The sequence below is a fragment of the Brevundimonas sp. SPF441 genome, from assembly GCF_009661015.1.
Classification (GTDB): Bacteria; Pseudomonadota; Alphaproteobacteria; order Caulobacterales; family Caulobacteraceae; genus Brevundimonas; species Brevundimonas vesicularis.
In genome coordinates this window covers 46,215-60,332 of the sequence record NZ_WJWX01000021.1, presented here as the reverse complement: position 1 = coordinate 60,332, position 14,118 = coordinate 46,215, and the positions used below count along the sequence as shown (strand labels likewise).

Below are 14,118 nucleotides of genomic sequence, written 5' to 3'. Positions count from 1 at the left end.
GCGTCCCACCCTATCAGGCCTTCCTGTTCGACATGGACGGCACCCTGATCATCTCGACCCTGGCCGCCGAGCGCGTCTGGACCCGCTGGGCCGCGCGCCACGGGCTGGATGTTGCCGCCTTCATCCCCACCATCCACGGCGTCCTCGCCATCGACACCATTCGTCGTCAGAACCTGCCCGATATCGACCTGGACGCCGAGGTGGCCTGGGTCGAGCGCGGCGAGATCGAGGACGTGGATGGCGTCGCCCCCATTCCCGGCGCCATCGACTTCGTCAAACGCCTGCCGCCCGACCGCTGGGCCGTAGTCACCTCCGCCTCGGTCCCCCTGGCGCGCGCCCGTCTGAAGGCCGCAGGCGTGACCCCGCCCGCCGTCATGATCACCGCGGGAGACGTCGAACGCGGCAAGCCCGACCCGGCCGGCTATCTGAAGGCCGCCGCGACCCTGGGCTTCGACATCGCGGACTGCCTGGTGTTCGAGGACGCCGAGGCCGGGATCAGGGCGGGCGAAGCGGCCGGCGCCGACGTGCTGGTCGTCACCGCCGCCTGGACCCATCCGCTGGCGACTTCGCATCCCACCTTGGTCAACTATGGCGAAGCCCGGCTGGAGATCGAGACGGATGAGCGCTTGAGACTGTCTCCAATGGATCGAGGGTAAGCCGTGTCGAACTTGGCTGAATTGAATCATCGCTGGACCGTCCCGGACTATCCGCCGATTCCGGTTTCAGCGGAGGAGATCGCCGAGGCCGAACGCAACTTGTCCTTCAGCTTTCCGGCCGCATACCGTGACGCGGTGCTCGCGACGGGCCTTCCACGGCTGACGACCGAACTGTGGGAAGACATTGAGGCGGCCGGACTCCATCTCCCCCACCTGTGCGACTTCCTGACCCCGCAGGAAGCGGTCTCGACGACGCGGGATTACAAGGATGCAGGAATGCCGGCCAATGTCGTAGGCTTCGCGTCAGACAGCGGCGGCAACCTGTTTGTGTTCCGGAGCGACACGGCGGACGACGCCGTCTGGGTGTTCGACCATGACTTCCTCACGATTAAGCTGGTCGCGCCGTCATTCGAGGCGTGGCTGAAAGCCTATGGCGACGTTCCACAACGCACGGCCTAGGCGCCGTCTTTCCGATTGATCGGTCCCGCCCTATCTTCGCCCCATGATCGACGACCTCTACAGCGCGCGCATCCTGTCGTTGGCGGCGAACCTGCCGCATGCGGGGCGTCTGCCCGCGCCGCAAGGCACCGGCGAGCGGGTGGCGAAACTGTGCGGGTCGCGCGCAACGGTCGATGTGACCCTGGACGACAAAGGCCGCATCGCCGACTTCGCCCAGGACGTCAAAGCCTGCGCCCTCGGCCAGGCCGCGGCCGGGGTGCTGGGCCAATCTGCGATCGGCGCGTCGATCGATGATCTCAAAGACGCCCGCGACGCCATGATCGCCATGCTGAAATCCGGCGGCGACGGCCCCGTCGGTCGGTTCGAGGATTTGCGCCTGCTGAAACAGGTCGCCGACTACCCCGCCCGCCACGCCTCGACCCTGGTCTCGCTGGAGGCGACGCTGGAGGCGGTGAACAAGGCCCTCGCCGCCCGAACGCGTCTCGCCGGCGCGGCCTGACAGGCACGACCGGTTGATCCCCCTGCGATGACGAGGGATAAGCGCGGCGAACCTCTAAAAGCCCCGGCGAAGGGACGTGATGTCTCTCTACGAACGCGGCGTGCGCGCGGCCCATCGGGGCTACAAGCTGACGCTGTCTCCCCTGATCGGCCAGCAGTGCCGGTTCCTGCCGACCTGTTCGGATTACGGGCGCGACGCCCTGATCCAGCACGGCCCGGTAAAGGGGGGATGGCTCACCGTGCGCAGGCTCTGTAAATGCCATCCCTTCGGGGGATCGGGATACGACCCGGTCCCGCCAGTTAAAGACTGACACATGATCGACCTGAAATTCCCCGACGGCGCGGTGCGCCAATACCCGGCCGGTTCGACGGCGCGCGACGTCGCGACCTCGATCTCGCCTTCGCTGGCCAAGAAGGCCGTGCTGGCCGAACTGAACGGCGAGCAGCGCGACATGGGCCGGGTGCTGGAGACGGGCGGCGACTTCCGCCTGATCATGCGCGACGACCCCGCCGCCCTCTATACGATTCGCCATGACACGGCCCACGTCCTGGCCGAGGCGGTTCAGACCCTGTTCCCCGGCACCCAGGTCACGATCGGCCCGGCGATCGAGGACGGCTTCTACTACGACTTCTACCGGGAAGAACCCTTCTCGACCGACGACTTCGCCGCAATCGAAAAAGAGATGGGCCGGATCGTGGATCGCGACGCCAAATTCGAGCGCGAGGTCTGGGAGCGGGACGACGCCATCCAATTCTTCGAGGCGCGCGGCGAGAAGTTCAAGGCCGAGCTGATCCGCGACCTGCCGGGGACCGAGACCATCACCCTGTACAAACAGGGCGACTGGATCGACCTGTGCCGGGGCCCGCACTTCCCCTCGACGCGCCACGTCGGCAAGGCGTTCAAATTGACAAAGCTGGCCGGCGCCTATTGGCGGGGCGACTCCAAGCGCGAGCAGTTGCAACGCATCTACGGCACCGCCTGGGCCACCAAGGAAGATCTGGACGCCCATCTGCAGCGTCTGGAAGAGGCCGAGAAGCGCGACCACCGCAAGGTCGGCAAGGCCATGGAGCTCTTCCATATGCAGGAAGAGGGCCGGGGCATGGTCTTCTGGCACCCGAAGGGCTGGGTCCTGTGGCGCGTGCTGGAAGCCTATATGCGCCGCCGCCTGGACGCCGCCGGCTATGTCGAGGTCAAGACGCCCCAGGTGCTGGACCGCAAATTCTGGGAGCAGAGCGGCCACTGGGACAAGTATCGCCCCAATATGTTCGTCTGCGAGACGGTCGAGGGCGAGGAACTGAGCCTGAAGCCAATGAACTGCCCGGGTCACGTCCAGATCTTCGACCAGGGCCAGCGCTCCTATCGCGAACTGCCGCTGCGCATGGCCGAGTTCGGCGCCTGCCACCGCTATGAGCCGTCCGGATCGCTGCACGGCCTGATGCGCGTGCGCGGCTTCACCCAGGACGACGCCCACATCTTCTGCCGCGAAGACCAGATCGTCGAGGAGACGGCCGAGTTCATCAAACTGGCCCGCAGCGTCCATGCCGACCTGGGCATGGAGACGGCCTATATCAGCCTTGGCACCCGGCCCGAGAACCGTGCCGGCACGGACGAGTTCTGGGACAAGGCCGAGACCCTGATGGCCGAGGCCGCCCGCGCCGCCGGAACCGAGCCGGTCGTCACCGAGGGCGACGGTGCCTTCTATGCGCCCAAGTTGGACTTCATCGTCAAGGACGCCATCGGCCGCGAATGGACCTGCGGCACGATCCAGCTGGACTACGTCCTGCCCGAACGTCTGAACGCCACCTACATCGCCGAGGACGGCCAGAAGCACCGCCCGGTCATGCTGCACCGCGCGATCCTGGGGTCGTTCGAGCGCTTCATCGGCATCATGATCGAGAACTACGCCGGCGCCTTCCCGCTGTGGCTGGCCCCGACCCAGGCTGTGGTGGCCACCATCACCTCGGACGCCGACGACTACGCCCGCGACGTGATGGCCAAGTTCAAGGCCGCCGGCCTGCGCACCGAGATCGATCTGCGCAACGAAAAGGTCGGCTACAAGGTGCGTGAACACTCGGTCGGCAAGGTCCCGGTCATCGCCGTGGTTGGCAGGAAGGAAGCGGAAGACGGCATGGTCGCCATCCGCCGCCTCGGCTCTCAGGCCCAGACGTTGGTCACGGTCGAGGAAGCCATTCGCATCCTGACCGACGAAGCGACCCCGCCGGATCTGAAGCGCGCGGGCTGAGCCGCTGCGCGCGCGAATTCGCGCATAGGAACACTAATGGGACGGATCGCTTGTGATGGGGCGCGCGCCTGCGCTCCATCACAGATGCGAGACCTCACCATGGCCGACAAGACCCTGGACACCCTGTTCCACGACACGCTCAAAGACATCTATTACGCTGAGCGCAAAATCCTGAAATCCCTGCGCAAGATGGCCCGTGCGGCTCAGTCGCCAGAGCTGAAGGCCGCCTTCGAAAAGCATAAAGGTCAGACCGAAGGCCAGATTGAACGCCTGCAACAGGTCTTTGAGCTGATCGGCAAGCCCGCGCGTGGCAAGACCTGCGACGCCATTGAGGGCATCCTGGCCGAAGGCGACGAGATCATGGAAGAATATAAGGACACCCCGGCTTTGGACGCCGGCCTGCTGGCCGCCGCCCAAGCGGTCGAACACTATGAGATCACCCGCTACGGCACACTGAAACGCTGGGCGCTGGTGCTGGGTTTGAAGGACGCCGCCGCTCTTCTGGACGAGACGCTTCAGGAGGAAGCCCAGACGGACGAAGACCTGACCGGCATCGCCGACGCGGCTGTCAATGCGGACGCCATGAAGACGGCCGCTTGATACAGAGATGGGAGGCGGCTGACGACCGCTTCCTGCCTTTCCGCTCAATCCTCGCTATGTCCGACGCCGGGCACTTCACGCATAAAGCTTAGCGTTCATAGTCTCTTAGTCGGATCTGGGCGACGATGCGTCATCGAACCCCGAGATCCGACGATGACGAACCACACGCCAGGCCAAGATCGCTCATTGCTGCAGCATCTGATTGCCAACGGTCATATGCGGTATCTGATCATCGTCAGTTGGGCGGTCGCTTTGTTTACCGTCACCGATTGGGCGACCGCAGTGTTGTGGTTTGCAGCCGCGACCGCGTCAGGTCTGCTTCGGACGTTCGCCGAACGTGTGCTGGTATTGCGGGATCAGGGGCTCCACGGCCGGATCAAGCTGATGGCCGCCACCATTTCCTGCATCGCTTGGTCAGCGGCGCCTCTGCTCGCCTTCCTCTACGGCGGCGCCTATGGCGTGCCGCTGGGCGTCGCCCTTCTCATGGCCGGCTATGTGCTGGTCTTCACCCAGATGCGCGCCGCCCCCCGTGAGGCCCTGATCGCATCAGCGCCCTATTCGGTGGTCGTGGTGCTGCTGTTCGCGAAATTGTGGGGCACACCGGGCTTTTGGGTGGTCGTCAGCATGATCCCGGTCCTGGCGCTGGCCTTGTTGATCAAGGTGGCCATCACCCAGATGAAGGACAGCGATCTGGAAGCCGTCAACCGCCGGCAGGCCGAACTGATCGCCGAACTCGAAACCGCGCGCGATAGCGCCAACGCCGCCAGCGCCGCCAAGTCCAACTTCCTGGGCGTCATCTCCCATGAGCTCCGCACGCCGATGAACGGGGTTCTGGGGGCTGCGCAATTGTTGCAGATGTCCGAACTCAGCGACCGCCAGAAGGAGTTCGTCGGGGTCATCCGCGACTCCGGCGAAGGGCTTATGGTGCTGCTGAACGACATCCTCGACATCACCAAGATCGAGTCCGGCAAGATGGAACTGGACTTCGTCGATGTCGAAGCCGAGACCCTCGCCGCCCGGCTGACGGGCCCGTTCAAGGCGCAGGCGGAGGCGCGCGGCCTGACCTTCACGACCGACATACGCGGCGCGCTGCCGCCGCTTCTCAGAATGGACCCGCTGCGCCTGGCGCAGGTGACGCATAACCTGCTGGCCAACGCCATCAAGTTCACGCCGCAAGGCGAGGTTCGCCTGATTATCGACAGCGAGCCGGCAGGCGAGGGCCGCACGACCTTGCGACTTGGTGTCGTCGATTCCGGCATCGGTATCGCCGCCGACGATCTGACGCGCCTGTTCCAGCCCTTCTCTCAGGTGGACGGGTCCTCCACCCGCAAGTTCGGCGGCACCGGTCTGGGCCTCAGCATTTGTCAGCGCCTGGCCGCCCTGATGGACGGCGAGATCACGGTGACGTCGACCCCCGGCAAGGGATCGACCTTCACCCTGCACGCGACCTTCGACACGCCTCAGATCGAGGCAGTTCGCGTCGCCGCCTGACTAGAGCCTGATCCGCTTGAGTTGAAGCGCTTCGCGCTTCGACAAGGCGGTGAATCAGGCTCGAGATTCAACTTGGACCTTGATTCACGGCCTCAGCGGGATCGCGAAGCGATCCCTCCTCAGCCGATCAAGGTCTAGTCGCGCAGCAGTTCGTTGACGCCGGTCTTGGCCCGCGTCTGCGCGTCCACACGCTTGACGATGACGGCGCAGTACAACGACGGCCCGCCATTGGGATCCGGCAGCGACCCCGGCACGACCACCGAATAGGCCGGCACCTCGCCTCGGAACACTTCGCCGGTCGCCCGGTCCAGAATCTTAGTCGAGCCCGACAGATAGACGCCCATGGCTAGGACGGCGCCCTCGCGCACAATCACGCCCTCGGCGACCTCGGCGCGGGCGCCGATGAAACAGCCGTCCTCGATGATGGTCGGATTGGCCTGCAGCGGCTCCAGCACGCCGCCCATGCCCGCGCCGCCCGACAGGTGCACATTCTTGCCGATCTGGGCGCAGGAGCCGACCGTGGCCCAGGCATCGACCATCGAGCCCTCATCGACGAAGGCGCCGATGTTCACGAACGACGGCATCAGCACCACGTTCTTGGCGATATGCGCGCCGTGACGGACGATGGCGCCGGGCACCGAGCGGAAGCCGGCCGACTGATAATCCGACAACTACGACGATAGGTTGTAGGAAAAATCCGAACCAGCAAAGACTTGAACAGAATCGCCGGCAACGCCGTCATGACCACATCGCCTGATAGTTACGAGAGACGGCCGCAAGGCCGCCTCCTTAATTTATGCGCCGATGGATTGGCGCTCAACGAGCGCCAATCCATCGGCTGCTCGCTGGTCGTCCGGCGCGAGCGTCAGTGCCTTTTGAAACAGCGCTTTGGCCTGTTCAAAAAGCCCCGCTCGACGCGCCTCTTCTCCATAACGCCAGGCGTGGTCTGGGGCATCAGGAGCTAAGCGAAACGCATTGTCGAAGAAAACGAGTGCCCGATCTCTGCGTGCCAAACGCGCGTTTCCTAGGCCAAGCTTATAGTGGAGCCTTGCGTCAAGCGGCGTCTCTGCCAGGGCGGCCTTCAAGGCGGAGACGCCTTCGATCGGTCGCCGCGCCCGAAGGTAGGCGACGCCCTTCGACGTCAGAACATCGCCGCGCTCCTCGTCAGTCATCTCATGGCCGTATTGGTCGAACAAAGCGCCGAATCCTGCCGCCGCATCATCATAGTTCGCCAACTTGAAATGCTTGTCGGCCCAGCGACGAAGCTCGTCACGACTTTTCGGCTGTTCCTCGACTTCTATACGGACTTCGTCCTCGACCACGACATCGGGGCAATAAGCCTTGACCACCGAATTCATGATCCCTTGCACAACATTTGGCCGGACGTGAATATTGTCTACCTCATACGCGCGCGCGCGATCAGTCAAGGTCACGACTTCGTAGCTTGGGAAGTAATCTACGTCGTTATGAGCGGCGGAAAAGACCCGACAGGCTGCGCGTTGAACGCTCTTGCTATAGCAATTCGCCGCAAGGGCGTCTTCCCCACTAAACGTCGCCTTGAAGGGCACCGGCGATGTTGTGATCAACATCTTGGCATTCATATTTGAGTATTTCGCCACCAGTGCATGAATGCGCTCAAGACTGTCCAAAATTTCGTCGTGGGTCAGAACGTCGAGCGTAAAGCGCCCCGGGTAACGTTTAAGCGCTGCGGGAGGAGGCGCGCCGTTCAGATACAGTTGGGTTTCGAGGTCGAACCACGACTCGGCTAGCCCTAGGGTTATGATCACCAGACCGCAGCGCGCCAGCTCTCGCGTCGCGGCCATAACCTGATCATGTCTGGCTTTCACCCGCTCGAACGATGAGGGCAACAGATTTGGTGCCAGTTGAGGATCGTGCCAGAATCCATCCTCAAGCTCTAGGAACAGCTTTTCCGGCTTGATCGACACACCCTCGAACGCCCACCGAATCTCATTCTCAATGGAGTGAACGCTGTATTTGTTGAGAATATCGTTTGGAGTTTCGCTGACACGCTCATCTCGAGGGATATCGACCTTCGTCATTGGCAGGTCAAAACCCAACTCCTGAAGGTGCCGCTCAATGTTGCGTGCGAAACACGAGCCGATAGTCAGGACAGGCGTATCCAGGCCAAACGAAAAGGTCGGCGTAACCGCGACCTGAGCCACGCCCTCTAACCGCTTTCCATTCTTCCGCCCGTCGGGCCAGGCAGCGACGCGATTACGTCTTAAGCTCGCGAAGGCGTCATCGGCAGGGATACGAACGACCGGCATCTTATTACTCCAGAAAGCTAGTTAGCCCATCTCAACATCTCGCCCTTGGCCGACGCAACCGTCGCGTTGGTTTTGCGCGAGATGGGGCTTTAGATGAGCGTGTTTTCAGTCGCGCAGCAGTTCGTTGACGCCGGTCTTGGCCCGCGTCTGCGCGTCCACACGCTTGACGATGACGGCGCAGTACAACGACGGCCCGCCATTGGGATCCGGCAGCGACCCCGGCACGACCACCGAATAGGCTGGCACCTCGCCCCGGAAGACTTCGCCCGTCGCCCGGTCCACGATCTTGGTCGAGCCCGACAAGTAGACGCCCATGGCCAGGACCGCGCCCTCGCGCACGATCACGCCCTCGGCCACCTCGGCGCGGGCGCCGATGAAGCAGCCATCCTCAATAATGGTCGGATTGGCCTGCAGCGGCTCCAGCACGCCGCCGATGCCCGCGCCGCCCGACAGGTGCACATTCTTGCCGATCTGGGCGCAAGAGCCGACCGTGGCCCAGGCATCCACCATCGAACCCTCGTCGACGAAGGCGCCGATGTTCACGAACGACGGCATCAGCACCACATTCTTGGCGATATGCGCGCCGTGACGGACGATGGCGCCGGGCACCGAGCGGAAGCCGGCCGACTGATAATCAGACGCGGTCCAGTCGCCGAACTTGTTGGGCACCTTGTCCCAGAAGGGACCAACGGCGACGGGATGATCCACCGACAGCGGCATGACGGACGGCGCGCCCGCCCGCATGATCTGGTTGTCGTTCAGACGGAAGGACAGCAGCACCGCCTTCTTCAGCCACTGATGCGTGGTCCAGACGCCATCCGCGCCGCGCGAGGCGACGCGCGCCTGCCCGGAATCCAGCAGGGCCAAGGCGGTTTCAACGGCGTCGCGCACCTCGCCATGCGTGGCGGCGGACACCTCGGCGCGCTGTTCCCAGGCGGCCTCGACGACGGATTCGAGATGCGACAGATCGGTCATGCGGCGTCCTTGAAGCTCAGATCAGAAAGGAAGTCGAAAAGGTCCGGGGCCACATGGTCGATATGCGGCCCGATCGGCTTGCCATGGCCGTCGCCGATCAGGACCGTGGCCATGCCCAGCGCCTTGGCCGGCTCAAGGTTTTTGGGCGTGTCCTCGAAGAAGGCGGATCGGTGCGGATCGATGCCGAACTGCTCCATCATCCGGCGGAAGGTCGCGGGATTGGGCTTGGGCGTCAGATCCCCATCCTCAATGGCGAAAACGCCTTCGAAACAGTCAGCGACGCCTATCCGGTCCAGCACACGGTGGGCGTATTCACGCGCGCCGTTGGTGAAGACATAGCAACGACCGGGCAGGGCATTCAGCCGCTCGGCCAGACGCGGATTGGGCTCGACACCGTCCAGCGGCACGTCGTGCACCTCGCGCAAAAACCGCTCGGTATCGACTGCATAGTTGGCCATCAGTCCGGCCAAGGTCGTGCCGTGCTCGTCCAGAAACTGACGCTGCATCGCGGCTGCGGCCTCGGGCTCCAGCCCGACGGCCTCGACCACGAAGGCGTTGATGCGCGCCTGGACCAGCCGCATCAGACCCTGCTCGCGCGGATACAGGGTGTCGTCCATGTCGAACACCCAGGCGCGCACATGCCCAAGGGATGTGGAATGGGGGTCGCTCAAGACGCCTTCACCAGGGTGCCGGCGCCGAACTCTGTGAACAACTCGACCAGCATGGCGTGCGGCCGACGCCCATCCAGAATGACCACCGCCTCGACGCCCGCGCGAACGGCGGCCATGGCGGTCTCCAGCTTGGGGATCATGCCGCCGGTGGCCACGCCGGTGTCGATCAGGTTTTGCGCCTCGTCCAGGGTCATCTGGCGGATGATGTCGCCGTCCGCGCCTTTGACCCCCGGCACGTCCGTCAGCAACAGCATCCGCTTGGCGTTCAGCGACCCCGCCACGGCGCCGGCCACCGTGTCGGCGTTGACGTTGTAGGTCTGACCGTCCTCGGCCACGCCGATGGGGGCGATGACCGGCACCCAGTCCTCCGTCTCGGACGCGATGAGGCCCGCGATCAGTTTGGGATCCACCTTCGTCGGCTCGCCGACATAGCCCAGATCGACCTCGTGCTCGATCATGCTGTCCGGGTCGCGCTTGGTGCGGCGCGTCTTCTCAACCGTCAACAGACCAGCGTCCTTGCCCGACAGGCCGACGCCGCGCACGTCCGCCTCCTTGCCGGCCATGGTGATCCAGTGGGCGATCTCTTTATTCACCGCGCCCGAAAGCACCATCTCGGCGACCTCCATCGTCGCCGGATCGGTAACCCGCAGCCCGTCGACGAAGCTGGACTTCACCCCGGCCTTGTCCAGCATGGCGCTGATCTGCGGCCCGCCGCCGTGCACCACCACCGGGTTCACGCCCATCAGCTTCAGCAGCACCACATCGGCCGCAAACTGACGCGCCACCGCGCTCTCGCCCATGGCGTGACCGCCGTATTTGATGACCACGGTTTCGCGGTCATACACCTGAATATACGGCAAGGCCTCGGCGAGCGTCTTCGCCGTCTCCCAGCTGCGTTCTTCCGACTGGCGTTCTGTTTCGTTCATCACGCGCGCGAGATAGCGGGGGATGGGGGCGGTGTCACGCATTAAGCAGATGCTCCGCGGCCCGTCACAACTTGTACTATGGCCACACAGTCCTCGCTCATGTTAGGCCGCCAACATGAAAACTCCCAACGCTGTCATTACGTTGTCCGAAGGTCTTCGGACGCCTGTCGTCATCGGCGGCGGCGCAAGAATCGCTTTCATCGCCGGTCCTTGCCAGATGGAGAGCCGCCAGCACGCGCTGGAGACGGCCCATGCCCTGAAGGAAATCGGCGAGCGGTTGAACGTGGGCATCATCTACAAGACCAGTTTCGACAAGGCGAACCGGACCAGCGCCAGCGCCGCGCGGGGCATCGGTCTGAAAGACGCCATGCCGATCTTCGCCGAGATTCGCGAGGTGACCGGCCTGCCGACCCTGACAGACGTTCACTCCGAGGTTCAGTGTGGCCCGGTCGGCGAGGTCGTCGATGTACTGCAGATCCCGGCCTTCCTCAGCCGCCAGACCGACCTGCTGTTGGCCGCCGCCGCTACCGGCAAGGCGATCAACATCAAGAAGGGTCAGTTCCTGGCTCCCTGGGACATGAAAAACGTGATCGCCAAGGTGGTTGGCGCCGGCAATCCCAACGTCATGGCCTGTGAACGCGGCGCCAGCTTTGGCTACAATACTCTGGTCAGCGATATGCGGGCGCTTCCAGTGCTGCGCGAGATCGGCTGCCCCGTCGTGTTCGATGCGACCCACAGCGTTCAGCAGCCGGGCGGGCAGGGCGCGTCGTCGGGCGGTCAGCGCGAGTTCGTGCCGGTGCTCGGGCGCGCGGCGGTGGCCGTCGGCGTCGATGCAGTCTTCATGGAAACGCACCAGGACCCGGATAATGCGCCGTCGGATGGCCCCAACATGGTGCCGCTGAGCCAGTTCGAAGCCCTGGCCGCCGAACTGATCGCCTTCGACGACCTGGCCATCAAGATCGGGGCCAAGGCGCCGGTGGCTTAACGATCTGAAAAACAGCAGCATGGCCAAGGTTTGCATCGACGCGTTCAACCTCTCGCTGCCCAAGGGCTCCGGGATCGCAACATATGGGCGAAATCTGCTTGATGCGCTGTCCGATCTCGGCCATTCAGCTGAAGTTCTCTATGGCCCCCAAGGCCAAGTTTCGAAAGACAACCTGCTAAATACAATCAGCCTGAGCGACATCACGGCTCGCAAAACAGGCGCCGGCAAGTTCACACGTTGGTGGATGACAAGAACCACCCATCGAGGTCGTACGCCGACAAAGGTTGAAGTCAGCGAAGAGATAATTTGGTCCACGCTTGGAGGCGGCCGCCCTCGAGCATCAAAACACTGGGCCTCCCAGAAACTCTTCGACTATGCGCTGCGCGCTCATCGCCTCAACGGCCGCTTTACACCTGTCCTCTTTCCGGACCGGTACGCACCGGACATAATGCACTGGACGTGCCCTCTTCCCCTGCACGCTCGAGGTCAGGCGAACGTCTATACATTTCACGACCTAATTCCTCTCAAGCTGCCCCACACAACCAATGAGCAGAAGGCGGCATATCTGTCGATGTGCCGTGAAATAGTCGACAGAGCAGACCATATACTGACGGTTTCCGAAACCACGCGAAACGACCTTGTCACTATGCTCTCGGCACCCGACGACAAGATCACCACTACCTACCAGTCCGTCAGCATCCCTTCAGAAATACTGAGCATGCCTGAAATAGAGGCGGAGCGATATGTCGCCGACGTCTTTGACCTGAACTGGAAAGGATATTTTCTCTTCTACGGAGCTATTGAGCCGAAGAAGAACGTCAACCGCCTTGTTGAAGCCTACCTGTCCTCCGGAGTTCGGACGCCCTTAGTAATCGTGGGCGGTCGATCCTGGCTCGATGGTGGCGAAGGCTCGCTCATCGCTTCAGTCATAGAAAGCGACAACGATCTGCGTAGAGGCAGAATAATAAAGCACGACTTCCTAAGCGCTGCGATGCTGAACACTCTGATACGTGGAGCCAGGGCAACACTGTTTCCCTCTCTTTACGAAGGATTCGGGCTGCCTGTACTGGAATCCATGTTGCTGGGCACAGCGGTTTTGACGTCAACGGCCGGATCTCTGCCCGAGGTGGCGGGAGAAGCGGCCTTAATGGTCGATCCCTACGACACAGACACAATCAAGGCCGGCATCGTGAAGTTGGATGCGGACACCGATCTCGTGAACCATCTGGAACGTTCGGGGCAGCAGCAGGCGTCGAAGTTCAGTCCCGCGGCGCACAGACAACGCATAGCAGAAGCCTACGCCAAGCTTTAGTTCAAGCAGCTCTACTCAGGCATCATGACAAGGTCCCACCCTCTGGGGCAGGTGGCCACATGCTTGTACCCGATGCTCTCGAGATAGGTCTTCGCGGCATAAGGCTCTTCATCCGCCAGCCGGACATCATTTTGTTCGATCACGATAAGCGGCCGGAAAGCGGAGATTGTTTTCTGGCCACCAAGAAGTACCTTCCTCTCGAAACCTTCAACATCGACCTTGATGTAGTCGACATCTTCTAGACCAAAGTCGTCGAGTCGAAACACCGGCACTTCCTTCATTTGTCCTTCAACGGTCTGATGCGTCCCCCCAAACATCTCGATCGTTCCTTGAGCGTCACCCAGAGCGCAGTTGAAGTGTGTGGTATTTGATAGATCTACGTTCCAAGGAAATCTCGGATGAAGATTCGCATCGAATGCGAAAACATTGTCGAAATTTTTGCTCAAAAACCTTGTGTATTCACCCATACGGCAGCCCACATCCACAGCTGTGCGCGCTTTATTGATAAATGGCTTCGTGATATCGAAGGTGAGTTTGCAATGATGCGTGGGAGAGTTAGTGGGGCCGTCTGGAGTGAAAACATAGTTTTCCTCAAACCACTCGGCTCGATACGGATTATCCGAAAAAATCGATGGAGAAACGGGAAAGGTCATAAATCACCAATCTGGACATGCCGCCGAAGCTCATCGTCCTATCATTAAGAATTTTCAAATGTCGAGAGCACGACCCGCACTCGAGAGAGCCGCACTCCAAGTCGAGGCGGACAGACTCAATGCAGCGCCACTCAACCACAAAGCAAGAACCAAACGAACCGCCTTCTCAGTCACATAGGGAGGCAAGACGATCATACTATCATCGTCTCGCCCCAAAACCGCCAATGACTTTCCACGGACGGAACTCAGCGTGCGATTCAGGGCAACGAGGACACAGCCGTCGTAATGGTACGATCCGTCCTTAGTGGCGACCAAAATCTCTCTCAGCCTCAACATGTCGGGTGAAGCAGGATCTAGATTT

General features: G+C 62.2%; 14 protein-coding genes and 1 pseudogene. 9 read left to right on the top strand and 6 right to left on the bottom strand.

The window, feature by feature from the left end:
• The 7 genes from GGC30_RS12190 to GGC30_RS12160 form a co-directional block, all read left to right on the top strand.
• Nucleotides 1-656: HAD-IA family hydrolase (locus tag GGC30_RS12190; protein WP_153924510.1), on the top strand; the 656-nt coding region annotated here is incomplete at its 5' end.
• Nucleotides 657-659: 3 nt separating this feature from the next.
• Complete coding sequence (locus GGC30_RS12185) at nucleotides 660-1,115, top strand: SMI1/KNR4 family protein (RefSeq protein WP_153924508.1); 456 nt, start codon at nucleotides 660-662, stop codon at nucleotides 1,113-1,115.
• 43 nt (nucleotides 1,116-1,158) lie between these two features.
• Entirely contained in the window at nucleotides 1,159-1,614 is a 456-nt protein-coding gene (locus tag GGC30_RS12180) for an iron-sulfur cluster assembly scaffold protein (RefSeq protein WP_153924505.1), read from the top strand.
• 79 nt (nucleotides 1,615-1,693) lie between these two features.
• Nucleotides 1,694-1,924, top strand: coding sequence for a membrane protein insertion efficiency factor YidD (yidD, locus tag GGC30_RS12175; protein WP_039243812.1), 231 nt, complete (start codon nucleotides 1,694-1,696; stop codon nucleotides 1,922-1,924).
• Between the two features lie 3 nt (nucleotides 1,925-1,927).
• On the top strand, nucleotides 1,928-3,856 hold the full coding sequence (gene thrS, locus GGC30_RS12170) for a threonine--tRNA ligase (RefSeq protein WP_153924503.1): 1,929 nt from the start codon (nucleotides 1,928-1,930) through the stop codon (nucleotides 3,854-3,856).
• Nucleotides 3,857-3,955: 99 nt separating this feature from the next.
• Nucleotides 3,956-4,456 (top strand): ferritin-like domain-containing protein, encoded by a 501-nt coding sequence (locus GGC30_RS12165; RefSeq protein WP_153924500.1) that lies wholly within the window; start codon nucleotides 3,956-3,958, stop codon nucleotides 4,454-4,456.
• Between the two features lie 186 nt (nucleotides 4,457-4,642).
• Nucleotides 4,643-5,947 (top strand): HAMP domain-containing sensor histidine kinase, encoded by a 1,305-nt coding sequence (locus tag GGC30_RS12160; RefSeq protein ID WP_194943593.1) that lies wholly within the window; start codon nucleotides 4,643-4,645, stop codon nucleotides 5,945-5,947.
• 134 nt (nucleotides 5,948-6,081) lie between these two features.
• On the opposite strand, the pseudogene GGC30_RS12155 reads toward GGC30_RS12160, so the two are convergent.
• From GGC30_RS12155 to argB, 5 genes and pseudogenes are all read right to left on the bottom strand, one after another.
• Nucleotides 6,082-6,609: pseudogene (locus tag GGC30_RS12155) on the bottom strand (2,3,4,5-tetrahydropyridine-2,6-dicarboxylate N-succinyltransferase); the annotation flags it as partial.
• A gap of 132 nt (nucleotides 6,610-6,741) precedes the next feature.
• Nucleotides 6,742-8,235 (bottom strand): GSCFA domain-containing protein, encoded by a 1,494-nt coding sequence (locus GGC30_RS12150; protein ID WP_153924495.1) that lies wholly within the window; start codon nucleotides 8,233-8,235, stop codon nucleotides 6,742-6,744.
• Between the two features lie 105 nt (nucleotides 8,236-8,340).
• On the bottom strand, nucleotides 8,341-9,210 hold the full coding sequence (dapD, locus tag GGC30_RS12145; protein ID WP_066629134.1) for a 2,3,4,5-tetrahydropyridine-2,6-dicarboxylate N-succinyltransferase: 870 nt from the start codon (nucleotides 9,208-9,210) through the stop codon (nucleotides 8,341-8,343).
• Entirely contained in the window at nucleotides 9,207-9,881 is a 675-nt protein-coding gene (locus GGC30_RS12140; protein ID WP_228763729.1) for a pyrimidine 5'-nucleotidase, read from the bottom strand. Before GGC30_RS12140 ends, dapD begins: the two co-directional genes overlap by 4 nt.
• Nucleotides 9,878-10,807, bottom strand: coding sequence for an acetylglutamate kinase (gene argB / locus GGC30_RS12135; RefSeq protein WP_017506718.1), 930 nt, complete (start codon nucleotides 10,805-10,807; stop codon nucleotides 9,878-9,880). Before argB ends, GGC30_RS12140 begins: the two co-directional genes overlap by 4 nt.
• A gap of 115 nt (nucleotides 10,808-10,922) precedes the next feature.
• On the opposite strand from argB, the gene kdsA reads away from it, so the two are divergent.
• Both kdsA and GGC30_RS12125 read left to right on the top strand, forming a co-directional pair.
• Nucleotides 10,923-11,792: a 3-deoxy-8-phosphooctulonate synthase gene (gene kdsA, locus GGC30_RS12130; RefSeq protein ID WP_194943592.1), complete on the top strand. Its 870-nt coding sequence runs from the start codon at nucleotides 10,923-10,925 to the stop codon at nucleotides 11,790-11,792.
• Between the two features lie 19 nt (nucleotides 11,793-11,811).
• Entirely contained in the window at nucleotides 11,812-13,104 is a 1,293-nt protein-coding gene (locus GGC30_RS12125) for a glycosyltransferase family 1 protein (RefSeq protein WP_153924492.1), read from the top strand.
• 11 nt (nucleotides 13,105-13,115) lie between these two features.
• Here the strand turns inward: GGC30_RS12125 and GGC30_RS12120 are convergent, their stop codons facing one another.
• Nucleotides 13,116-13,757 carry an FkbM family methyltransferase gene (locus GGC30_RS12120; RefSeq protein WP_153924489.1) on the bottom strand — a complete coding sequence of 214 codons (642 nt, stop codon included), beginning with the start codon at nucleotides 13,755-13,757 and terminating at the stop codon, nucleotides 13,116-13,118.
• Nucleotides 13,758-14,118 lie beyond the last annotated feature (361 nt).